Here is a 20,697-nt window from a genome sequence, read left to right on the forward strand (position 1 = left end):
CTTTCGTCTGTGTATACATATTGACCAATATATCCTTTGTGAAGGTTGTTACTTGGCATTGCTTCTAAATCTATTTCTCCACCTACGCCTACACCTGGATCCCAATTCTATTACACGAGTGTCAGGAGTAAGTAAAGGGACCATCTCCAAAATAGAAACTGGAGAAACAAGACGCCCGGAGCTAAAGACTTTAAGATCACTAAGACGGAGAAATGCAACTAACTTTTTCCATACCTTCTTAGTCAATTCCCGACCATCCATCACTACTTTGAATTTTTTTCGTAGGTCTTCATTCGGAAAGATGAATAGGGGAGGTAGAGGAGAAAATCAAAAACTCTCTGGAGGTCATTAAGTAGTACCCTTTCCTACCCTGACATCTAAAAAGAGCACCGATCCCCCTGAGAGTTTTCGATAGACTAGCTCATCATGTAAAAATCAACTAAGGTACAAATCAAAATAACCATACTAATTACTTGGTTCAGTTTATAGGAGGCCACTTTCATGAGGCTTCGATTAGCAGGTTTGATTATTTTATGCTCGGCTAAAAGCAGTACGGTCGAGAGTGTTAATCCCACTAGGTAAACCAAGCCCAAATTTTGATAGAAAAATAGGAATAACAGCAATAGAATCATGATGAAATGTAGACCTCGTGCGATCCACAGTGCTGTTTGCAGTCCAAAATAGCTTGGGATAGACCAGAGCCCTTCCTTGCGGTCAAATTCAATATCCTGCGTAGCGTAAATGATGTCAAAGCCAGCAATCCATAGCATCACGATAGTACCCAGTACAAACGGTACAAATGCAATCTCACCGGTTACTGCAAACCAAGCCCCAATGGGAGCAGACGCGATGGTAAAGCCTAGGTATAAGTGGCTCAGCCACGTAAAGCGCTTCGTGTAAGAATAAGAAGAGATCAATAAAATGGCTACGGGCGACAATAGCAGACACAACGGATTTAACATAAAAGAAGCAAAAATAAAGACTGCATAGTTTATGATAATAAAGGTGATCACCTCTTTTTCGTGTAACAAGCGTCGTGGCAGATGGCGATGGCTTGTGCGCGGGTTTTTGCCATCAAATTCCCGATCCACGAGACGGTTAAAGGCATTAGCTCCGTTTCGCGCCGCTACCAATGCCACCAATGACCAAATCAATACCTGAACGGGAGCAAGACCCTCGGCTGCCCAAACCATTGCAATAATGGCAAAGGGGAGCGAGAATAATGTGTGGGAGAACATTACGAGCTCTCCGAACATGCGGGTTTTATGAAGGATCGTTTTCAAAACCATACCCCCTCCATTTCGCATCGACCATGCTCTTTACTTCGTCAGACATCTCTATATCATCGGGCCATTCACGTGTATGACCTTCACTTGGCCATTTCTTAGTAGCGTCGATACCAAGGCGGTGGCCATAGTAAGCTGTTGGAGAAGAGTGATCGAGAGCATCCAGAGGGCCTTCCGTTATTACAAGGTCTCTTTTTGGATCGATATTGTTAAACACTTTCCACATTACTTTGGAAACATCGTGAGGGTCTATATTTTCATCTACTATAATAATCATTTTGGTGTACATCATCTGCCCCATGCCCCACAAGCCGTACATGACTTTTTGAGCGTGTTTCGGGAATGCCTTTTTGATGGACACAATAGCGCAGTTATGAAACACTCCCTCAAATGGTAAATGCATATCCACGATTTCTGGTAGCATCAATTTCATTAATGGCAAAAATACACGCTCTGTAGCCTTTCCTATATAGCAGTCCTCCATAGGCGGTTGACCCACAATTGTCGTGGGGTAGATCGGCGATGTGCGGCGTGTTACCTTCTCCACATGAAAGACTGGATACATGTCCGCTAATGAATAATAGCCCGTGTGATCACCAAAAGGGCCTTCCAAGCGCCTTTCATCTAATTCCACATAGCCCTCCAAAATAAATTCGGCTTCAGCAGGAACATATAACTCATTTGTTATGCATTTCACAACCTCGATCGGTTTCTTGCGCAGATAACCAGCAAATAGCATTTCATCAATCATCTTTGGCAAAGGAGCGGTAGCCGAGTAGATTAACGACGGGTCACCACCGAGCGCGACTGATACAGGCATACGTTTATACCCCAACCTGCGATATTTCTCGTAGATTTCCTTGCCGTCCTTATGTAAATGCCAATGCATGCCTGTCGTGTTTTTATCATAAACCTGAAGACGGTACATCCCCATGTTTTGTTGTCCTGTTTCAGGGTCCTTCGTAATTACCAATGGTAGAGTAACGAATCGACCTGCGTCCTTTGGCCAACAATGAAGAACGGGAAGCTGTGTCAGGTCAGGGTCCTCTATTACCTCCTGACAAGGAGCAGATGCTACTTTTTTAGGAAAAATTTTGGAGAGCTTATATAGATCAGGGGCCATTTTGAGCTGATTCCATAAACCCTTGTAATTAGCCAAATCCATGAAATTTTGCATTTCTTCTGCGACCTGATCATAATTCTGTACGCCTAAAGCCATGCTCATGCGTTTATCCGTCCCCATGCTGTTAATTAACACGGGGTAAGGAGAATTTTTGACGTTGGTGAACAATAAAGCCTTGCCATACTGTTTGGAAATACGGTCAGTAATCTCTGTAATTTCTAAATAACTATCCACTTCCGTATCAATCGTGTGAAGCTCACCCTGATCCTGTAGGTCTTTTATAAATGCTCGTAAATTATCGTATGCCACAGTATGCTCCTCCAGTAAGTTCAGATATTAGAGTAATTGCTTGAGGGTGTCTGCTAATGCCTCCAGCATGTTTGCTATATCTTGTTCAGTGATGACTAGGGGGGGCTGGAAGGCGATTACGTTGCGATTTACACCATTCTTTCCAATGATAAAGCCACGATCTTTCATTTCCTCTAAAATGGTATCAACAAGAGGAGCGGCTTTCTCAGGTTCATCTGCATATAGCTCCATACCGATCATCAGGCCAAGACCGCGGACATCCGTAATAGTTCGATAAGCGGCCTGAATGAAATGCAAACCTTCTTTTAACTGCTTACCTAGCTGTTCGGCACGAGCTGTCAGTTGTTCGTTCTCAATATAGGAGAGGACAGCGAGAGCCGTCATAGACGAAACGGGATTGCCTCCAAGCGTAGAAGCAGAAGGGCGGTTATAATGAGCCGCAATTTCGTCAGTTGTAGCAAAAGCGGCAATTGGCACGCCATTCCCCAACGCTTTTGCCATAGTTAAGATATCCGGAACAATGCCGTAATGATCAATGGCAAACATTTTGCCTGTACGGCCAAACCCAGTTTGTATTTCGTCTGCGATCAATAGGACATGATGATCCTCTAATAGCTTCTTTGCCGCTTTGAAGTAACTGAGCGGAGCAGGAACAATACCGCCATTTCCTTGCATAGGTTCTACAATCATGGCAGCGATGCGATCCCCTTTTTCCTCCAGCACCTTCCGCAGAGCCGATAAGGAGCGTTCAACTGCTTCTTGTTCATTCAGATTAGGATCATAAGGGCGAGGAATAAAACTGACTCCTTCCTCTAAATAGTTGTCAGAACGCCACATAGGAATGCCTGTTACGCTCATGGTTAAGAACGTCCGGCCATGTAAGCCATATTCAAATGCAATAAATTCCTTTTTGCCAGTAGCGAGCCGGGCTAGCGTTAAAGCAGCTTCATTTGCTTCCGAACCGCTGTTTACAAAGAAGGTTCGCTTGATATTTCCAGGCAGTACGCTAGCCATTTTTTCAGCCAACGCTACATTTGGTTCCGTTAAATAGATGGTGCATGTATGCTGTAAGGTTTCCAGCTGCTTGATCGTTTCCGCTGTAATTGCTGGATTGCAATGACCGCATGCGACTACGGACACGCCGGAGAAAAAGTCTGTATATGCTTTGCCGGTGCTGTCGTATAAATATTGCATGTCACCTCGTACCAGCTGTGGGGGTCTGTCATAGAAATGAGCAGTGCACGGATAGAAATACTCTTTGCGCTTATCTAAAATGCCAGTTGGGCCTAGGTAAGTAGTCATATCTTTTTGCTCCTTTTATAAATTGTTTAGTCAAAGGATAGGGTGCCAAGCGTATATCCTGCATGGACAGGAATTGCTCTCTCAAAGAGTTCCATAGATCGTTGCGGCTGCTGCAAAGCCTCCTGATACATGCGGATAATGGTTCGTAATTGCTCAAGCGTATAGCTAGCTCCCTCAATGCGGAAATGACTAACACCAACAGCCAGTAAGTCTTTTACTAATGGCAGGAGACAAAGCTCCTTTGCTGTGGTCAAATGATTTCGTCCAAATTGATCGCAATACACAGGATTTTCGCCTTTATCTGTTAATAAAACGAGATATTTGTTATCCACGTTTTTGTTGTCCTCTTTGGCGATTGGCTCCAGCACACGGGTGTTTTCATATAGATCGTGCTCGAGGTACATCACAACAGGAGTGCCATGCACTAATACTTCAACAGGCAAAGGTGAATGCAAAACGAGCTCGGCTAGATTTTTCTGCTTCAGCTCAATGGAAGCAAATGCACGCGTCAATCCGAATTGTTGATAAAGCTCAATTGCTTTATGGTTATACAGGTTAAGCGATAAGTCGCCAATCATTGGCAGATTATATGACTTAAATTTATACATAGCTCCAATATTCGTAGCTACCAGCCCGTCTATTTCTACGTCCAATGTAGATAAGAAATGATTGTATTGATCAAATTGCAGGCCAAACATCATGCGTGGCATACCCAAGTAAATCTTGCTGTCGCCTTTTATGGCTACAAGGTGTTTGATCTGCTCTTTCGTAAAGGGCAGATCAGGCAAGAAAACATCTCCAGCTAAATAGATGTGCTCCACTCCCTCAGCGATCGCCAGTTCCGCCTGCTCTTGATTGTTTACCCGAACACATAATTCTCCCTTTGCTTTTGCGGAGGAGGTCGCATGCTGATGTTCTTGGAATGCGTTTTGCAAGGCTTCTATGCGTTGATCCCGAATTTCGCGTTCTTCTGTTGGTGTACTGAAGACTTTTCCCGTGCTATAAAATTTACCCGTGCCCTCGTAGCGGCGATTAATGTAAGCAAGTCCAGGCGTACCAAAGGCATATCCTGTACTAAAGTCTCGCTTACGATTTTCAAATAAGCCTTGTTTATCTTTACAACGATCAAACCCGATTGGATCTTGGATGTAACGGTCAATGGCATCGCCGTAGCTGTTGATTAGCGTAACTAAAAATTCCTCGTCTCGCATCCGGCCTTCAATTTTAAATGAAGTAATGCCGGACTCAATTAACTCTGGTATATGCTCGTACATATACATATCCTTAGCCGCCAGGGGATATTCTGTCGGGAAAACATAGCCATCCTTCTTCACGCGGTAGTCCCACCGGCAAGGCTTCATACACCGTCCGCGGTTGCTGCTGTTACCAAATAGCATCGAGCTGTATAAGCAGTTCGCACCATGAACCGTGCACATGTCACCATGCACAAAGTATTCAAATTCCATTTTGGTCAAGGCTTGTAGCTGTTTTGCTGTTTGCAAATCCATTTCACGGGACGCCACGATACGTGTTACACCCAATGTTTGTAAGGCTTCGATCATTTCTGAATTGTGCACGTTCATCATGACAGAGGAGTGGAGAGGGACTGTTAGCTTTTGCTCCCGAATCAATGGGAAAATGGCCATGTCCTGAACAATGAGGGCATCTGGACGAATGCTGTCGAGAAAGCGCAGATATGTCTTCGCTTCTTCCAGATCAGCCTCGTCAAATAAATTATTTACCGTAATATATATGCGCTTGCCCTTTTCGTGAGCGATTTTGACAGCCTGCTCCAATTCCTCATGAGTCAGGTTATAGCCTTTACGCATCATTCGCATATTAAGAACGGGTCCACCGCAGTAGATCGCATCGCAATTGGCTTCTACAATTGTTGTAAAAATCTCAAATGTTCCAGCAGGTGCTAATAATTCAATTTCTTTACCATTAAAATAACGAGCCATAGGTAAGACCTCCACAATCATTTAAAATGAATCCGACAAGGATATTTATTGCCAGCAACAAACCTAAAAAGACAGAATCATTGCGCTTCCACTTCAACATTTCATACGGGATTCGGGGAGCGCCTAGCACATACCCGCGAGCTTCCATCGAATAGACCAGGTCTTCTGCCCGGCGAAATGAGCTTACGGTAACGGGCACCAACAGCGATAGGAGCATTTTGCCTTTTTCGCGCCAAGGCAAGTCAGTTACATCGGCACCGCGGGAAGCCTGAGCTTTCATGATTTTCTGTGTTTCTTCAAAAATGGTTGGGATGAAACGCAGAGAAATGCTGATCATGAAACCTAGTTTTTCAGGTGAGATGCCAGTAAAGCGAAATGGCTGTAAAATTCCTTCCACCCCTTTTGCTAACGAGAAAGGTTTGGTTGTAAAGGTTAATAAAGAGGTGAATGAGAGTAATAAGATCATGCGCCAAGCTGTCATGCAGGCAAGGCGTACTCCTTCTGCATACAAAGAAAATGGACCGATGGATAGCAAAAAGCGCCCTTCATTTATAAAGAAAAGCTGGAACAGAAACATGAATATAATTAGGAACCGTAAAGGTTTGACAGCTTTTGCGAAAAAGCCAAAAGGTATTCGACTACTTGCCATAATGCCTATAGCGAATAGAAAAACAGCTATGCATGCCAGTAAGGAATGTGTGATCATAATTAAAAGGACAAACAGAAACATCCCAAGTAACTTGGAACGCGGGTCCAAGCGATGCAGCCAGCTATTTGTGTCAATGTAGCGTCCAAACATCACTTTGTTTAACATGGTTGATCACCCGCTTGTTGTTTCTTATCTTCCCTAAGATGCATCTTACGTTCTCCGAGATACCTGGCCCAGCCCTGTACAGATTGGTCTGTAGGCAACGGGAGGTCAGGAAATCTTTGGCGAAAAGCATGCTGAAAACGAAGCTGAGCGGGAATCGTAATCCCGAGTGTAGTCAAAATATCTGTTTGTTCACTTAACTCATGTGTATCACCTTGAAAGGCGACCTTCCCCTCCTGCATAATGACCAACCGCTCGCAGTAAGGCATGACTTCCTCTAATCGATGAGTTACCATGATAACGGTCTTGTGCTCCTGTTTGCATAAATGATGTAAAAGCTGTAGAAGCTCATGCCGACTTTTACAATCCAAGGTAGCGGTTGGCTCATCTAATACAAGGATGTCCGGGTTCATAGCGAGTATAGAGGCGATTGCGACTTTGCGCATTTGGCCACCGCTTAATTGAAAAGGATTTTTATCTAAAAGCTCTGTACCTAAATTCACTAGATGTAGAGCCTGAATTGCTAATGCTCTTGCTTGTGAGGGGGAAGCCCCGTAGTTTTTGGGACCAAACACAATTTCCTTTTCTACCGAATCAGCAAACATTTGATGCTCTGGAAATTGAAAAATAAGTCCAACGCGTTGCCGAAGCCGGCGAATCCCTTTTTTGGAATGGTGCGGGGTAATTACGTGATCAAGAATCTGAACGTGCCCCTGCGTGGGTAATAAAATGCCATTCATATGCTGCAATAAAGTTGATTTTCCACAGCCGCTAGGCCCGATAATGGCTGTAAACGAGCCTTTAGGAAACCCTACATGGATATTGTCCAAAGCAGTTTCCCGGAACAAATTCCCAAGTTGATACGAGTAGGTTACTTCATGAAAGTGAATCGCCATAAGTCCTCCATCAAAGCTTGTTCGTCTGAATGAACAGGTATTTCTGGATGTAAATCATGAATCATCTGACTTACTGCCAAAGTAAAAGGCAAATCGAGATGGCAAGCAGCAATCCAGTCTGGTTGGGAAAATAATTCAAGGGGAGTAGTGTCAGCCAGTAATTTCCCCCCAGCTAGAGCTATTACTCGATCAGCCGCTAAGATTTCTTCTGCATCATGGGTGATGGACAAGCTTGTGTAAGCGCCTTCCGAATGTATTTCATCGATGAGTTTTCCTATCTGATTTTTCGCTGTTTCATCAAGCATTGAGGTAGCCTCGTCAAAAATGATGATGCTTGGCTGCATGGCAAGTATGGAAGCGATCGCCACTCGCTGTTTTTGTCCACCAGATAGCTCATCCGGATGTTTATGTAAAAAATGCGTAATATGTAATTTTTCAGCGTAGTGGGTTAATCTATCGTGCATAACAGAGCGTTCCAAACACATATTTTCCAGACCAAACAGAATATCATCAGCAACAGTTGTTCCAACAAATTGATTTTCAGGATTTTGAAAGACCATGCCAATCTGCCGGCGAATGCTCGGCAAGCTTTCATCCGATAAAACTTGCCCTCCCACTCTGATTTCTCCTTGCGTATGTCGAAACAGACCATTAAGCAATTTAACTAAAGTGGATTTTCCGCACCCGTTATGCCCTACGATGGCGACGCGTTCCCCTTGCTTGATTTGCAAAGAAATATCTGTGAGAAGAGGGGGCTGATTTGGAAAGTGAAACGAAACCGATTCAAGCTGAATCAATGGTTGCTGGGACAACGCCTTCACCTGCTTTCAGATATACTTGATTCTTAGTCAACTGGAACGTAAGGGTGAAATAAAGACATCTTGGATAAAGAACGAATTAAATAACGGACAGCAATGCCAATAAATACTCCGGTAAGAACTCCTGTTACCAGTAAGGCAGGCAGATAATAAAATATTTTGCTTGTCTGAAAAATAAGCACAGCCGCAGTTAACTGCCCGATATTATGCGCGACCCCGCCTAGAATACTAATCCCGATCAAGCTAAAGGATTTTCCGGTTAGCATCATTAATCCGAACATAACGATGAAGCTAAATACAGCACCAAAAAAACTAAATAAAAAACTGGAGAACGTACCTAAAATCATGGCTGTTAACAATGTTTTTAAGATGATCAGGGTAAAGGCGTCCTTACCAGAAAAAAAATACAGGCAGGCAAGCACCATGATGTTAGCTAGTCCGAGCTTGGCCCCGGGTAATTGTAAGTTAATAGGGAGAGTTGATTCGACCAATCCAAGCACGACAGATACTGCAGCGAAGATGGCGATAATCACTGCTTTTTTTAATACCTGAGATTGTGTATTAAACTGCGAAGAATTATTTGGCAAGGCCATCTATGTCAGCTCCTTCATCTGAAACGATTTCCACCAATACGCGATGAGGCAAGCAAACGATGGTTTGACTAGGATCAGTGATAAACCCAAAGGATAGGCAAACCTTATCATCACAATCAGCATCAACCATTTCTATGCCATAGTCATGTATCTTCAGGATATTTTGGCCGTGCTCGGTATCAACCATGATGGTTTGTTCTTCTTTGGTTAGTTCAATAGCTTTGTATAATTGGTTATTTACGGTAATTTTTGCTACTTTATGGACATTGTGCATTTTTTCACTTGAATCTGCGCGAAAGGAACGAGGCACAAGAAAAGCCAGAGCCACGACGAGCACAATGCCAATTAAAATAAAATCTGCTCGTTTCATGTTTTTTCTCCTGTTATCATTTTTTCTCATTTAGTAATCATGCAATGTCAATACGTATTATACAGGGATATAAAATATGGAGGTGTGACGCTCTTCCTTTCCAAAATATTATTCTAGTGGTATAATGCGCCACGTTCACTTTTGTCCGAAAGTCTACGTTTGCAAGAGTGATTCTTTGGATAAGAGCGGGTAAAACTCCCGTAGTGACCTTACTTTTGGCTCGAGACGGGAAAAGACAGCGGAGGACTGGCAACATGAAACACAAATTTGCGCTTCTGTTTTTTTTACTATTCAGTCTCATAGTAAATGGCTGTGTCTCTAAACCTGATGAAGAAATTGTGAAAAATGCAATCCAACCACGTTCTGAAAGCTTCTTTATTTATGACACGATTGTGACTGTACGTGTATATGATGACCAAGTGACAGACAAGCATTTTAAAGACCTGGAAGCCCGGATGAAAGAAATCGAATCCCATTTAAGCCGCACCTTGGAAGGCAGTGAGGTTTATCGAATCAATGAACAAGCGGGAAAACAAGCAGTCCCCGTATCCGAGGAGACGTATGGAGTCATCAAAAAAGCAGTAAAATTTGCAGAGGTATCAGAAGGGAAGTTTGATCCAGCGATCGGCCCATTAGTGAGTTTATGGAATATTGGGCAGGATAATGCTAAGGTGCCTTCCGAGGAGAAGCTTAAAGAGGCATTACAGGTGATTGATTACCATCAAATCCTCTTGGACGATGCTAAAAGAACGGTGTTTTTAAAGCAGCCGGGCATGGCGATTGATCTAGGTGGAATAGGCAAAGGATATGCTGCTGACCAAATTGCTGCCTATTTAACAGAAAAAGGCTTTAACAGTGCCATTATTGATTTAGGTGGAAATATAGTAGCATTAGGAAAGAAACCGGATGGAAAGGATTGGATAATTGGTATTCAAGATCCTGATCGCAACCGTGGCAATCAATTAGGAAAGTTAAAGGTTATAAATAAGACAGTGGTTACCTCGGGAATTTATGAACGTTATTTTGAAGAAAATGGTAAGCATTATCATCATATATTAAATCCAGCTACAGGATTTCCTGTGGACAATAATTTGTTTAGCGTTAGCATTATAACGAATGAATCTGCCGATGCAGACGCATTGTCAACAACCGGTTTTGCATTAGGGCTGGAAAAAGGCATGTCATTTATGGAAAGCTTGCCCCATGTAGAGGCGATTTTTATTACAAAAGACAAAACTGTCTACATTACCAGCGGATTAAAAGGTAATTGGGAATTAACAAATAAACAGTATAAAATGGCTAATTAAATAAAGCCTGAGATTTTCACGAGTCACAAAAATAGAAAATTTGCAGTTTGCTAGCACCCTTTTTACCCGATAAAACCGTCAGATGAACGTAGCGTTCGTTTGATGGTTTTTCCAATGGTTTAAAAGTATATCGCCAAGGCTTGGGCATATACTGATTGTATAAACGGGTGGGGGGTGAACCACGTGCAAACAGTATCCGTATTCCTACAAACAACAAATCAACACTATATTGAGAGGTTCTGCCATATTCTCCAGAGCATGCAGGAGAAAATAGATACATCCCCTGTTCGCATCGAATGTCGAGTGGAGGAGCATGGATGTCATACGCAGTTTCGCTTTGTGAGTTGGTCACGGGAAGAGTATACCTGTGAGACCTTAGAATATATGGCTTCCTTTGTTGCTTTACTGGTTACTGAATGGACTGTGCAGGTTATAGAAGTAGAATTGTTGCGCACCTTTTTAAAACGAAAAGCAAAAGGAGCGCTTATTCATAAGTTTGATGAAATTTATCCTTATATTCAATTTGTATTCCATGAGTTGGACGAAGTACGGGAAAATATGAACCGGTCTACACGCAAAGCAGCCATTTATGAACAGGTATTCCGCTATCTGGATGAAGAACAGTACCTATATTTGGAAGGTTTTGTGAAATTTCGCTTGAAAAATTATCGTATCCTGTTGGACAAGGCCTTTGAAATGGGATTGCAGCAATATCAGCAGGATAAGGAATATCAGGAGTTTGTTGAATTACTGCGCTTCTTTGTATCGAAACAGGAGCATCGTTATCCGCTCGTTCATGTCGTGCTGCGGGAAACGCAAGAATTCGTTATGTACGATCAAGACGATGCTAAAATAGACCTAAGCCAATTAGATACAATTTTAGGTTTTAGACCGGATCGGCAAGAGGATCATATCGTGAGTGCATTAATTGCGCTTGCACCGGAGAAGATCGTTATACACGGGGTGGAAGATAGCAACGTTTTGATGCAAACGATGCGGGCTGTATTTGGAGAACGTGTATTTGCGTGTGTGAGTTGTGCTCATTGTTTAACGACTCCTGGAAATCTTGACTTCCAATTCTCCAGTCACTATAATACATAAGTAATAAGAGTCAAATACAGTGAGAAGGACAAGAATCTTGTTTTAGCGTTATAGAGAGGAGAGCCCTGGCTGAAAGCTCACCACGCAGCGAACAATGATTTACCACCTTCGAGTAGCAACTGGGAACGGCATTTTGCCTAGTATCGGTTAGCCGGTGCGAAGCCGTTATCGTTTACGTAGAGGGATTTATCCATGCTTTAGAGGATAAGTCTGAACTAGGGTGGTACCACGAGAAATAGCGCTCGTCCCTTTTGGGATTGAGCGTTTTTTTATTTTTTCAAGCCCGAGATGACTCGGGTAAATGATACACATACGGAAGGGAAGTTATGAAAATGGCGCAAGTAAAAGTAACTCTGCCAGACGGCTCTATTCGTGAATACGAAGCGGGCGTAACAATTGAAGATATTGCAGGGTCCATTAGCACCAGCTTGAAGAAAAAAGCGGTAGCAGGAAAAGTAAATGGAAAAGTTGTAGATTTAACTACACCTATTCATGAAGATACAAACGTGGAAATTGTGACGCTGGATACTAAGGACGGCCTAGAGGTATACCGCCACAGTACAGCCCATTTGCTGGCTCAGGCAGTAAAGCGTGTATTTGGAAACGATGTGAAATTGGGAATTGGTCCTGTTATTGAAGATGGTTTTTACTACGATATGGATATTCCTGTTAGCTTAACCCCTGAGGATTTAATCAAATTGGAAGCTGAAATGAACAAGATCATCAAGGAAAACTTAAAAATCGAGCGTAAAGAAGTAAGTCGCGAAGAAGCATTACGCATCTTTGGTGAATTAAATGACCATTTGAAGCTAGAATTGATTCGTGATTTACCAGAGGGTTCCGTCATTACAATGTATCATCAGGGTGAATTTTTTGACCTATGCCGTGGACCGCATTTGCCTTCCACTGGGGTAATCAAAGCGTTCAAATTGATGAGCGTAGCAGGTGCTTACTGGCGCGGTAACTCTGATAACCAAGTATTACAACGCGTATACGGCACAGCGTTCCCGAAAAAGGCAGAACTAGATGAACACTTGCACTTCTTAGAAGAAGCGAAGAAACGTGATCATCGTAAATTGGGAAAAGAACTAAGCTTGTACATGTTCTCTGAAGAAGCACCAGGTATGCCTTTCTATTTGCCAAATGGTATGACGATCCGCAACGAGCTAGAGCAATTCTCGCGCCGTTTGCAGGACCTGGCTTTATACGAGGAAGTTCGTACGCCATTCATGATGAACCAACGCTTATGGGAGCAATCTGGTCACTGGGATCACTACCATGAGAATATGTATTTCTCTGAAGTAGACAACACAACTTTTGCCCTTAAACCGATGAACTGTCCAGGGCACATGCTGATTTATAAAAACGAGATGCATTCTTATCGCGATCTACCGATTCGTTATTCCGAATTCGGACAGGTGCACCGTCATGAGTTCTCTGGGGCACTAAATGGTATGTTGCGCGTTCGGACGTTCTGTCAGGATGATGCACACGTATTCGTGCGTCCTGATCAAATCGAAGCAGAAATCAAAGGCATGATCCAACTTATCGATAGAATCTACAGTGTATTTGGCTTTAAATACAGTGTAGAGCTATCTACTCGTCCAGAGGATTCCATGGGTTCTGATGAGCTATGGGAAATTGCAGAGAACTCTTTGAAAAACGTATTAGATGAGCTAGGAATGGAATACGAAATCAATGAAGGCGATGGAGCATTCTATGGTCCTAAAATTGACTTCCAAATTACAGATGCTCTGAAACGTAGTCACCAATGCGGAACAATTCAGCTAGACTTCCAATTACCTGAGAAATTCGACCTAAGCTATATTGGTCAGGATAACGAAAAGCATCGTCCAGTTGTCCTGCACCGTGCTATGTATGGTTCACTAGACCGCTTTATCGGTATCCTAGTGGAGCACTATGGCGGAGCGTTCCCAACTTGGCTTGCACCAATCCAAGCTCGTTTGATGACAATTAATGAAGTGCATGTTCCTTATGCAGAGGAAGTACGCAAGCAATTACTGCAAGCAGGTATTCGTGTTGAACTGGATTCTCGTAATGAAAAAATTGGTTACAAAATCCGCGAAGCTCAAATGCAAAAAATCCCGTACATGCTGGTTATCGGGGAAAAAGAGATGGAAGAGGGAGCTCTGTCCGTACGCAAACGTGGAGAAGGCGATCTAGGCAGCAAGCCAGTTGCTGAGGTGTTGGCTCATCTTCAAAACGAGATTTTAGAGAGAAAATAAGGTGCAAAGCTTGACAAACACCTAGGTATTATGTAAAATTACTGGGTGTGATAACTTCACATTTCGAGATTGAAGCAGAAGCGCCCAGCTTCTCACCTGAATCGACGTCTAGCTGGACAGTTGACGGGTCTAACGTATGCAAAGCCTCCGATTGATTCGTTGTTTTGCTAAAGGTGAGATTAAATGCGGGCGCTATAGCGTCCGCATTTTTATGTATGTGGCGGTTGATGATCATTGATCGCCACATGCTTATGAAAAGCTTTCAACTGTGCAAGACCAGCTTTTCTATTATCCGTTTTTGCTCTCGAAAGACTATGGAGGTGGCAAATCATTAGCAAGGATCAAATGTTGGTAAATGAGGCGATTCGTGCTCGAGAAGTACGCTTAATTGGTGCTAACGGTGACCAACTAGGTGTAGTACCACTAAGAGAAGCATTACGTATTGCACAAGAATCTGATTTAGATCTTGTAAACGTAGCTCCTACAGCAAAACCTCCCGTTTGCCGTATCATGGACTTTGGTAAGTTCAAGTATGAGCAATCGAAAAAGGAGAAAGAAGCTCGCAAGAATCAAAAAATTGTTGAGCTGAAGGAAGTTCGTTTTTCCTCTAACATTGAGGAGCACGATTTCCAAACGAAACTTCGCAATGTGCTAAAGTTTCTGGGTGAAGAACACAAAGTGAAATGTACAATTCGTTTCCGCGGTCGTGAAATTACCCACTCTGAAATCGGACAACAGGTGCTGGAACGTGTAGCAGCCGCTTGTGAGCAAGTAGCAACGGTTGAACGCAAACCTAAAATTGAAGGTCGTAGCATGATTATGATCTTAGCTCCAACTCCGAAATCGGAAAAATAGGATACGAGACAGGAGGATTTCCCAATGCCTAAAATGAAAACTCACAGTGGAGCAGCAAAACGCTTCAAAAAGACTGGTAGCGGTCGCTTGAAACGTGATTCTGCTTACACGAGCCATTTGTTTGCTAACAAGAGCACTAAAGCGAAGCGTCATCTTCGCAAAGGTGGAATGGTTTCTAAAGGAGACCAAAAACGCATTGAGCAAATGATCACTTACTTGTAAGATTCATTTCTGCTCATTTTCCGCAACGAAAAATTTTCTAGCATGAGCCCCATAAGCGTCTATATAGAGACCGCCATGCTACAGATCAGGAGGAATTGATTATGCCAAGAGTAAAAGGTGGCATTGTGACACGTCGTCGTCATAAGAAAATCTTGAAATTAGCCAAAGGTTACTTTGGTTCTAAACACCGTCTGTTTAAATCCGCTAATGCACAAGTAATGAAGTCCCTGATGTACGCTTATCGTGACCGTCGTCAGAAAAAACGCGACTTCCGCAAATTGTGGATCACTCGTATCAATGCACAAGCTCGCATGAATGGTCTTTCTTACAGCCGTTTAATGCACGGTTTGAAACTAGCTGGCGTTGAAGTAAACCGCAAAATGTTGGCTGATCTAGCTGTTAACGATAAAGCAGCTTTCAACGACATTGCAGCAGTTGCTAAAAGCAAATTGAACGCGTAATACCGTTCTTTTAGAAAAAAGGCTGTCGAATTTACTCGGCAGCCTTTTTTGATTGATGCGAAAGAAAATCACTTGACATCGTTTAAAGTGTCTGATAATTTTAGAATCAACACAAATTGAATAGCATGACTTCTTATCCAGAGAGGCGGAGGGACTGGCCCGTTGATGCCCGGCAACCACTTGTTTATTGCAAGATGGTGCTAATTCCTGCAGGACACTTTTGTTCTGAAAGATGAGAAGGTTTGCTTACGGATTTCTTTGCGTAGCCAAAGCCTTCTTTCATCGAAAGAGGGCTTTTTTGTTTGGAAATAAGGCGAGATAGAGGAGTGGAATCAGGATGCATATTGACACACGTTTGGCACAAATCGGGGTAGGGAAAGACAAAACAACAGGATCGCTCAGTTTTCCGATCTATCATGCAACAGCTTACCGACATCCAGCATTGGGGGAAAGCACAGGATTTGATTATACACGGACGGCTAACCCGACACGAGCGGTACTTGAGGAAGCAATCGCTAATTTGGAGGGAGGAGACGGCGGCTTTGCCTGCTCTTCCGGAATGGCAGCGATACAAACAATTTTAGGCTTATTCTCCTGCGGCGACCATTTAGTTGTTTCGCTTGATCTGTATGGCGGCACATATCGATTATTCGAGCAAATCATGAAACGATACGGCATAACCTGCACGTATGTTGATATGCGTCAGCCAGAGCTAGTGGAGGCTGCTATTACGAGTCAGACACGCGCTTTGTTCATAGAAACCCCTACCAATCCCCTGATGCAAATTACAGATTTGAGAGGCATGATTGATATTGCCAAACGCTATCAATTGCTATCCATTGTTGACAATACATTTATGACCCCCTACTATCAGCGGCCGCTGGAGTTAGGAGCAGATATCGTCTTTCACAGTGCTACGAAGTATTTAGCTGGACATAATGATGTGCTGTCTGGCTTGATCGTGACGAAGGGTGCTGATCTGACCGAAAAGATCGGTTTCTTGCATAATTCTATAGGAGCAGTGCTTGGCCCGCAGGATTGCTGGTTGGTGATACGTGGATTAAAAACATTGGCATTGCGCATGGAACGTCATCAATCAAATGCTTTTGCTGTGGCTGCCTTTTTGCAAACTCACCCAGCGGTGTCAGACGTCTTTTACCCTGGATTACCTACTCATCCGGGATATGATAGCCAGACTAAACAAGCAAGTGGCTACAGTGGAATGGTTTCCTTTCGCATTAAGGAACAATCTATGGTTGCTATCTTTTTAGAGCAATTACGAGTGATTTCATTTGCAGAAAGTCTAGGCGGTGTAGAATCCTTATGCACCTATCCCGCAACACAGACACATTCAGATATACCAGCAGAAGTACGGGAGCATGTAGGAGTCTGCAACCGATTGTTGCGTCTGTCAGTAGGAGTTGAACATCCAAAAGATTTGATTGCTGACCTAACATTTGCTTTGGAGAAATGTTTACAAATAGAGGAGTGTATCCGATGAACTTTGCAACCAAAATTCTTCATGGTGCGTGTGGCATGGATCGTGTAACGGGAGCATCAAGCATCCCAATCTACCAAGCCTCTACTTTTCATCAAAAAGATATTGATCAGCCTGGCACCTACGATTATGCAAGATCAGGGAACCCTACGCGGCAGGCGTTAGAAGAAACCATTGCAGCGTTAGAGGGGGGAGAGCGGGGATTTGCTTTTTCATCTGGAATGGCTGCTATTTCCAGCGTATTTCTTTTATTTTCGAGCGGCGATCATTTGATAGTAGCCGAGGATGTCTATGGCGGGACGTTCCGCTTTTTAACAACCGTGCTCGAACGGATGCAAATTGAAGTCACCTTTGTGGATACAACACAACTGTCTTTAGTGGAGGCAGCAATTCAATCCAACACGAGGGCCGTATTTTTAGAAACACCCTCCAATCCGACATTAAAGGTGACTGATTTACGAGGTGTCATCGCAATTGCGAAACAATACGGACTTTTGACAATCGTGGACAATACTTTCTTGACTCCCTACTACCAGCGACCGCTGGAGTTAGGAGCTGATATTGTGTTGCATAGTGCGACCAAGTTTATCGGTGGTCACAGTGATGTGGTTGCAGGTCTGGCAGTGACAAAAACAAAGGAGCTTGGACAAAAACTATATGCGATTCAAAATGGATTTGGCGCTATCCTTGGTGTTCAGGATAGCTGGCTAGTGATGCGGGGCTTAAAAACCTTAAAGGCACGTTTGGATATTTCAACCCGAAATGCTGCCATTGTAGCAGATCATTTAGCAGAGCATCCTTTGGTCAAAAATGTGTATTATACGGGTTTGCCCACTCATGCTGGGCACAAAATTCAAGCGAACCAAGCAAATGGGCACGGGGCAGTCCTTTCGTTTGACTTGGGGAGTCGAGCGCGGGTGAAGGTTTTATTTGAAAATGTGCAATATGCTCTCGTAGGAGTTAGCCTTGGCGGGGTGGAGAGTATTTTATCCTATCCAGCGCAGATGTCACATGCGGCGATGCCGAAAGCCGAGCGAGAAAAGCGTGGCATTACAGATGGATTAGTAAGGCTATCGCTTGGAGTTGAGGATGTAACGGACGTATTGGCAGACCTGGAGCGTGGCTTGAAGGCGGGGGAGAACATAGAGGAGCAGGTGAATGTGTAGGGACGATTAAACGTAGTAAAAAGTTTTGGCTTTATCGCAGTAATAACCATTCTGCTTACGAAAAAAGGTAAATCATAGATTAAAAAAGCAATGAGAGCAAAAAGAAATCCAGCCTCTTTCTGGCTTCCGATCAGATTTGGCTGGATTTCTTTTTGTGTTAGGAAATAGTGAAAACGTATCCTTTCCCTTTTTCTATATATTTTTTTTCAAGCAATGTACTAGTTTTTATAGTGGGAGTCGGGTGAATTTGGCGCTTGGTAAGAGCATGAGCGGTGTGAAAGGCTGCTTCCTCCGTTTCCGCTATAACGGCAGCTACCAGATTTTTTTCCTCAGTTGTTACAATCTCGACATGATATAGATACATGGTATTCCCCTCTTTTCATACTTGCTGGGTTCAAATGAGCGTTCTGACAATAGCCGCATTAGATGGCTCTAGCTAATCAATCAGTATTCTCTACACCTTCACACTTGCGATAATCTGTGTAAAATGCTCCTGAATGTTAGCGACCCCGAACCTACGAGCGAACTGGTGAAACTTTTCTCCCGATTCCCGGTTGTTTTTAAACAATTCTACTAGCTGAGCGATGACAGGAGCTACTCGATCAGCGACAACACGCCCTTTTAAACGGCTGTTAAATTGGGCATCTGGACCAAGACTGCCTCCGACGAAAAAATCATAGGCGTCCACTGTGCCTTCTGCCGTTTTAACTAAAGAACCCTGTAATCCAATATCGGCGATCTGTTGCTGACCGCACGAATTGGGGCATCCGATCATGTGAATTCTTATGGGGGTATCGATTTTTACATGTTCATCTAGCCAGTGAGCGATAGAAGCCATCCGCGCTTTTGTCTCAACGATTGCCAGATTGCAAAATTCATTGCCCGTACAGGAGACGGCGTGCCCAATAAATGTTCGTGGCGTCGGGGAATAACGTGTGAGTAAGGCTTCTGCAAGCAAGGAATCCAGATGTTCATCGGGAATGTTTGGCAGGATGATATTTTGGGAATTGGTAGTCCGTATTGAACCGTTTCCATAACGATCAGCTAAATCAGCCAGCTCGGCTAAATCCTCAGCAGTGAGTCGTCCCACAGGCAACAGTAATCCCACATAATGTAAACCGGGCTGTTTTTGTTTATGAACACCAGTAAAGTAGCCAGCATTCCAGCCAACTGTCCGATCGTCTCCACGCTCTTCTAGTGGCCCGGTCAGTTCGAGTAATTTCTCAGTAAATTTTTCAGGACCCCAATCTGCCATTAAAAATTTAAGACGAGCCTGATGTCTCTTTTCACGATAACCATAATCTCGAAAAATACGCGTCACAGCATCTGCTACCTTTACAACCTCTGTGGGCAAAACAAAGATAGGGAGCTGCTTTGCTAGATAAGGCTTGGCTGACAAACCGCCTCCTACCCAGACATGAAAGCCGATCTGTTCCTGACCGTGTATGATTTTAGAGGCCGGAGTGAAAGCGAGATCATTTATCTCTGCATGTCCGGTATTATAGATATTTGCTGAAATGGATAATTTATATTTGCGTGGGAGGTTTGAGAATTCAGGATTTAATAAAAAATGTTCTTCCAGTTGTTGTACTAGAGGTTCGGTATCCATGAGTTCGTGAGGGTCAATACCTGAGAGTGGATTTCCGACAATTGTACGCGGAACATCTCCGCAAGCCTCATAAGAGAATAAACCTACATGCTCTAAGCGATCAAATATATCAGGGAGATCAGGTGTTGTCAGCCAATGAAACTGCACCGCCTGTCGGGTTGTGATATCTACTAAATTTCGCCCGTATTCCCGACTGATATCTGCGAGAGCTCTTGCTTGATCTGCCCGTAAAATCCCTCCTGGAATTCGTACCCTCATCATAAAAAAACCGTTGCCTTTAGGTTTTTGCTCGTAGATTCCTGCCCATTTAAAAAAGGCGAGATCGTCAGCGGAAAACGCTTGATAGCCCTTTGAACCTAGTTGTCGAATCTTCTCGATAATATCCAAGCCATCCCGTTCTAATTTTGTTAGTTCAAATGCATTTAATTTACTCTTATCTGCTTCCCAAGGGCGAGATTGTTGATTGCTCATTTTCAATGATCCTCCCTTAATTCATATTAATTTTGTCGGAATACTTTGAACTGAGTATAACCGCTGGAAACAACGAGGTCAACGCAAAAAACGAAATAGTTTGAATTGACACAACAAAAATAAATGACTATTATGTAGGGCAAAAGCTTATAAATCCTACTTTTTAGCTTGGTTTTAAGTCTCAGGAGCTTATCTATTCTCTGATAAGTGTGTGAGCAATCCCGGTAGGCAAGTATCCCCGGGGGAACGTGCTACATAAGATGAGTAGGTGATAGCTGAGGAGGAGAGATAG

At 43.3% G+C, this 20,697-nt stretch carries 20 protein-coding genes, 1 riboswitch and 1 other annotated feature; of the genes, 8 read left to right on the top strand and 12 right to left on the bottom strand.

Annotated elements, in window-relative coordinates:
- Positions 1 to 416 precede the first annotated feature (416 nt).
- The 9 genes from QZ995_RS01065 to QZ995_RS01105 are packed head-to-tail and all read right to left on the bottom strand — an operon-like array spanning position 417 to position 9,469.
- On the bottom strand, positions 417 to 1,289 hold the full coding sequence (locus QZ995_RS01065) for a UbiA-like polyprenyltransferase (protein WP_301801927.1): 873 nt from the start codon (positions 1,287 to 1,289) through the stop codon (positions 417 to 419).
- Positions 1,264 to 2,718, bottom strand: coding sequence for a menaquinone biosynthesis decarboxylase (locus QZ995_RS01070; RefSeq protein ID WP_301801928.1), 1,455 nt, complete (start codon positions 2,716 to 2,718; stop codon positions 1,264 to 1,266). Before QZ995_RS01070 ends, QZ995_RS01065 begins: the two co-directional genes overlap by 26 nt.
- A gap of 27 nt (positions 2,719 to 2,745) precedes the next feature.
- Complete coding sequence (locus tag QZ995_RS01075) at positions 2,746 to 4,020, bottom strand: aspartate aminotransferase family protein (RefSeq protein ID WP_301801930.1); 1,275 nt, start codon at positions 4,018 to 4,020, stop codon at positions 2,746 to 2,748.
- Between the two features lie 26 nt (positions 4,021 to 4,046).
- Positions 4,047 to 5,981, bottom strand: coding sequence for a peptidase U32 family protein (locus tag QZ995_RS01080; protein ID WP_301801931.1), 1,935 nt, complete (start codon positions 5,979 to 5,981; stop codon positions 4,047 to 4,049).
- Complete coding sequence (locus QZ995_RS01085) at positions 5,965 to 6,795, bottom strand: energy-coupling factor transporter transmembrane component T family protein (RefSeq protein ID WP_301801933.1); 831 nt, start codon at positions 6,793 to 6,795, stop codon at positions 5,965 to 5,967. Before QZ995_RS01085 ends, QZ995_RS01080 begins: the two co-directional genes overlap by 17 nt.
- Positions 6,789 to 7,688, bottom strand: a complete 900-nt coding sequence (locus QZ995_RS01090; RefSeq protein WP_301801934.1) for an ATP-binding cassette domain-containing protein — start codon at positions 7,686 to 7,688, stop codon at positions 6,789 to 6,791. The genes QZ995_RS01085 and QZ995_RS01090 overlap by 7 nt, the downstream gene beginning before the upstream one ends.
- Positions 7,664 to 8,509: an ATP-binding cassette domain-containing protein gene (locus QZ995_RS01095; RefSeq protein WP_301801936.1), complete on the bottom strand. Its 846-nt coding sequence runs from the start codon at positions 8,507 to 8,509 to the stop codon at positions 7,664 to 7,666. Before QZ995_RS01095 ends, QZ995_RS01090 begins: the two co-directional genes overlap by 25 nt.
- A gap of 23 nt (positions 8,510 to 8,532) precedes the next feature.
- Complete coding sequence (locus QZ995_RS01100; RefSeq protein WP_301801938.1) at positions 8,533 to 9,099, bottom strand: Gx transporter family protein; 567 nt, start codon at positions 9,097 to 9,099, stop codon at positions 8,533 to 8,535.
- Positions 9,083 to 9,469: a NusG domain II-containing protein gene (locus QZ995_RS01105; RefSeq protein ID WP_301801939.1), complete on the bottom strand. Its 387-nt coding sequence runs from the start codon at positions 9,467 to 9,469 to the stop codon at positions 9,083 to 9,085. The genes QZ995_RS01100 and QZ995_RS01105 overlap by 17 nt, the downstream gene beginning before the upstream one ends.
- 254 nt (positions 9,470 to 9,723) lie before the next feature.
- On the opposite strand from QZ995_RS01105, the gene QZ995_RS01110 reads away from it, so the two are divergent.
- The 3 genes from QZ995_RS01110 (at position 9,724) to thrS (ending at position 14,123) form a co-directional block, all read left to right on the top strand.
- On the top strand, positions 9,724 to 10,776 hold the full coding sequence (locus tag QZ995_RS01110; protein WP_301801940.1) for an FAD:protein FMN transferase: 1,053 nt from the start codon (positions 9,724 to 9,726) through the stop codon (positions 10,774 to 10,776).
- A gap of 183 nt (positions 10,777 to 10,959) precedes the next feature.
- A complete protein-coding gene (ytxC, locus tag QZ995_RS01115; protein WP_301801942.1) occupies positions 10,960 to 11,877 on the top strand; it encodes a putative sporulation protein YtxC in 918 nt (305 codons plus the stop codon).
- Between the two features lie 10 nt (positions 11,878 to 11,887).
- Positions 11,888 to 12,130 (top strand) — a binding site (T-box leader).
- A gap of 79 nt (positions 12,131 to 12,209) precedes the next feature.
- Positions 12,210 to 14,123, top strand: a complete 1,914-nt coding sequence (thrS, locus tag QZ995_RS01120; protein WP_301801944.1) for a threonine--tRNA ligase — start codon at positions 12,210 to 12,212, stop codon at positions 14,121 to 14,123.
- Positions 14,124 to 14,151: 28 nt separating this feature from the next.
- On the opposite strand, the gene QZ995_RS01125 is transcribed toward thrS, so the two are convergent.
- On the bottom strand, positions 14,152 to 14,358 hold the full coding sequence (locus QZ995_RS01125) for a hypothetical protein (protein ID WP_157452759.1): 207 nt from the start codon (positions 14,356 to 14,358) through the stop codon (positions 14,152 to 14,154).
- 110 nt (positions 14,359 to 14,468) lie between these two features.
- Between QZ995_RS01125 and infC the strand changes: the two genes are divergently transcribed.
- From infC to QZ995_RS01150, 5 genes are all read left to right on the top strand, one after another.
- On the top strand, positions 14,469 to 14,978 hold the full coding sequence (gene infC / locus QZ995_RS01130) for a translation initiation factor IF-3 (protein WP_003335043.1): 510 nt from the start codon (positions 14,469 to 14,471) through the stop codon (positions 14,976 to 14,978).
- 24 nt (positions 14,979 to 15,002) lie between these two features.
- Positions 15,003 to 15,200 carry a 50S ribosomal protein L35 gene (rpmI, locus tag QZ995_RS01135; RefSeq protein ID WP_003335042.1) on the top strand — a complete coding sequence of 66 codons (198 nt, stop codon included), beginning with the start codon at positions 15,003 to 15,005 and terminating at the stop codon, positions 15,198 to 15,200.
- Between the two features lie 101 nt (positions 15,201 to 15,301).
- Positions 15,302 to 15,661 (top strand): 50S ribosomal protein L20, encoded by a 360-nt coding sequence (rplT, locus tag QZ995_RS01140; protein WP_003335040.1) that lies wholly within the window; start codon positions 15,302 to 15,304, stop codon positions 15,659 to 15,661.
- Positions 15,662 to 15,791: 130 nt separating this feature from the next.
- Positions 15,792 to 15,900, top strand: a riboswitch (SAM riboswitch).
- A 98-nt stretch (positions 15,901 to 15,998) separates the two neighbouring features.
- A complete protein-coding gene (locus tag QZ995_RS01145; RefSeq protein ID WP_301801959.1) occupies positions 15,999 to 17,162 on the top strand; it encodes an aminotransferase class I/II-fold pyridoxal phosphate-dependent enzyme in 1,164 nt (387 codons plus the stop codon).
- Positions 17,159 to 18,325, top strand: coding sequence for an aminotransferase class I/II-fold pyridoxal phosphate-dependent enzyme (locus QZ995_RS01150; RefSeq protein ID WP_301801961.1), 1,167 nt, complete (start codon positions 17,159 to 17,161; stop codon positions 18,323 to 18,325). The genes QZ995_RS01145 and QZ995_RS01150 overlap by 4 nt, the downstream gene beginning before the upstream one ends.
- Before the next feature lie 157 nt (positions 18,326 to 18,482).
- Here QZ995_RS01150 and QZ995_RS01155 read toward each other — a convergent pair whose 3' ends face one another.
- Both QZ995_RS01155 and QZ995_RS01160 read right to left on the bottom strand, forming a co-directional pair.
- The gene (locus tag QZ995_RS01155; protein WP_301801963.1) at positions 18,483 to 18,689 is read right to left on the bottom strand and encodes a DUF3906 family protein; all 207 of its coding nucleotides are present in this window, start codon (positions 18,687 to 18,689) and stop codon (positions 18,483 to 18,485) included.
- Between the two features lie 90 nt (positions 18,690 to 18,779).
- The gene (locus QZ995_RS01160) at positions 18,780 to 20,405 is read right to left on the bottom strand and encodes a nitrite/sulfite reductase (RefSeq protein WP_301801965.1); all 1,626 of its coding nucleotides are present in this window, start codon (positions 20,403 to 20,405) and stop codon (positions 18,780 to 18,782) included.
- Positions 20,406 to 20,697 lie beyond the last annotated feature (292 nt).

Origin of the sequence: Brevibacillus laterosporus (genome assembly GCF_030489605.1) — a bacterium.
GTDB lineage: Bacteria > Bacillota > Bacilli > Brevibacillales > Brevibacillaceae > Brevibacillus_B > Brevibacillus_B laterosporus_E.

Bases quoted from the DNA above. Each gene is read 5' to 3' on its own strand.
- thrS (WP_301801944.1), top strand. From the start codon at position 12,210: ATGGCGCAAGTAAAAGTAACTCTGCCAGACGGCTCTATTCGTGAATAC.
- QZ995_RS01155 (WP_301801963.1), bottom strand. From the start codon at position 18,689: ATGTATCTATATCATGTCGAGATTGTAACAACTGAGGAAAAAAATCTG.
- QZ995_RS01145 (WP_301801959.1), top strand. From the start codon at position 15,999: ATGCATATTGACACACGTTTGGCACAAATCGGGGTAGGGAAAGACAAA.
- QZ995_RS01105 (WP_301801939.1), bottom strand. From the start codon at position 9,469: ATGAAACGAGCAGATTTTATTTTAATTGGCATTGTGCTCGTCGTGGCT.
- QZ995_RS01085 (WP_301801933.1), bottom strand. From the start codon at position 6,795: ATGTTAAACAAAGTGATGTTTGGACGCTACATTGACACAAATAGCTGG.
- QZ995_RS01125 (WP_157452759.1), bottom strand. From the start codon at position 14,358: ATGATCATCAACCGCCACATACATAAAAATGCGGACGCTATAGCGCCC.
- infC (WP_003335043.1), top strand. From the start codon at position 14,469: ATGTTGGTAAATGAGGCGATTCGTGCTCGAGAAGTACGCTTAATTGGT.
- rplT (WP_003335040.1), top strand. From the start codon at position 15,302: ATGCCAAGAGTAAAAGGTGGCATTGTGACACGTCGTCGTCATAAGAAA.
- QZ995_RS01150 (WP_301801961.1), top strand. From the start codon at position 17,159: ATGAACTTTGCAACCAAAATTCTTCATGGTGCGTGTGGCATGGATCGT.
- QZ995_RS01090 (WP_301801934.1), bottom strand. From the start codon at position 7,688: ATGGCGATTCACTTTCATGAAGTAACCTACTCGTATCAACTTGGGAAT.
- QZ995_RS01075 (WP_301801930.1), bottom strand. From the start codon at position 4,020: ATGACTACTTACCTAGGCCCAACTGGCATTTTAGATAAGCGCAAAGAG.
- QZ995_RS01065 (WP_301801927.1), bottom strand. From the start codon at position 1,289: ATGGTTTTGAAAACGATCCTTCATAAAACCCGCATGTTCGGAGAGCTC.
- QZ995_RS01100 (WP_301801938.1), bottom strand. From the start codon at position 9,099: ATGGCCTTGCCAAATAATTCTTCGCAGTTTAATACACAATCTCAGGTA.
- QZ995_RS01160 (WP_301801965.1), bottom strand. From the start codon at position 20,405: ATGAGCAATCAACAATCTCGCCCTTGGGAAGCAGATAAGAGTAAATTA.
- QZ995_RS01110 (WP_301801940.1), top strand. From the start codon at position 9,724: ATGAAACACAAATTTGCGCTTCTGTTTTTTTTACTATTCAGTCTCATA.
- rpmI (WP_003335042.1), top strand. From the start codon at position 15,003: ATGCCTAAAATGAAAACTCACAGTGGAGCAGCAAAACGCTTCAAAAAG.
- QZ995_RS01080 (WP_301801931.1), bottom strand. From the start codon at position 5,981: ATGGCTCGTTATTTTAATGGTAAAGAAATTGAATTATTAGCACCTGCT.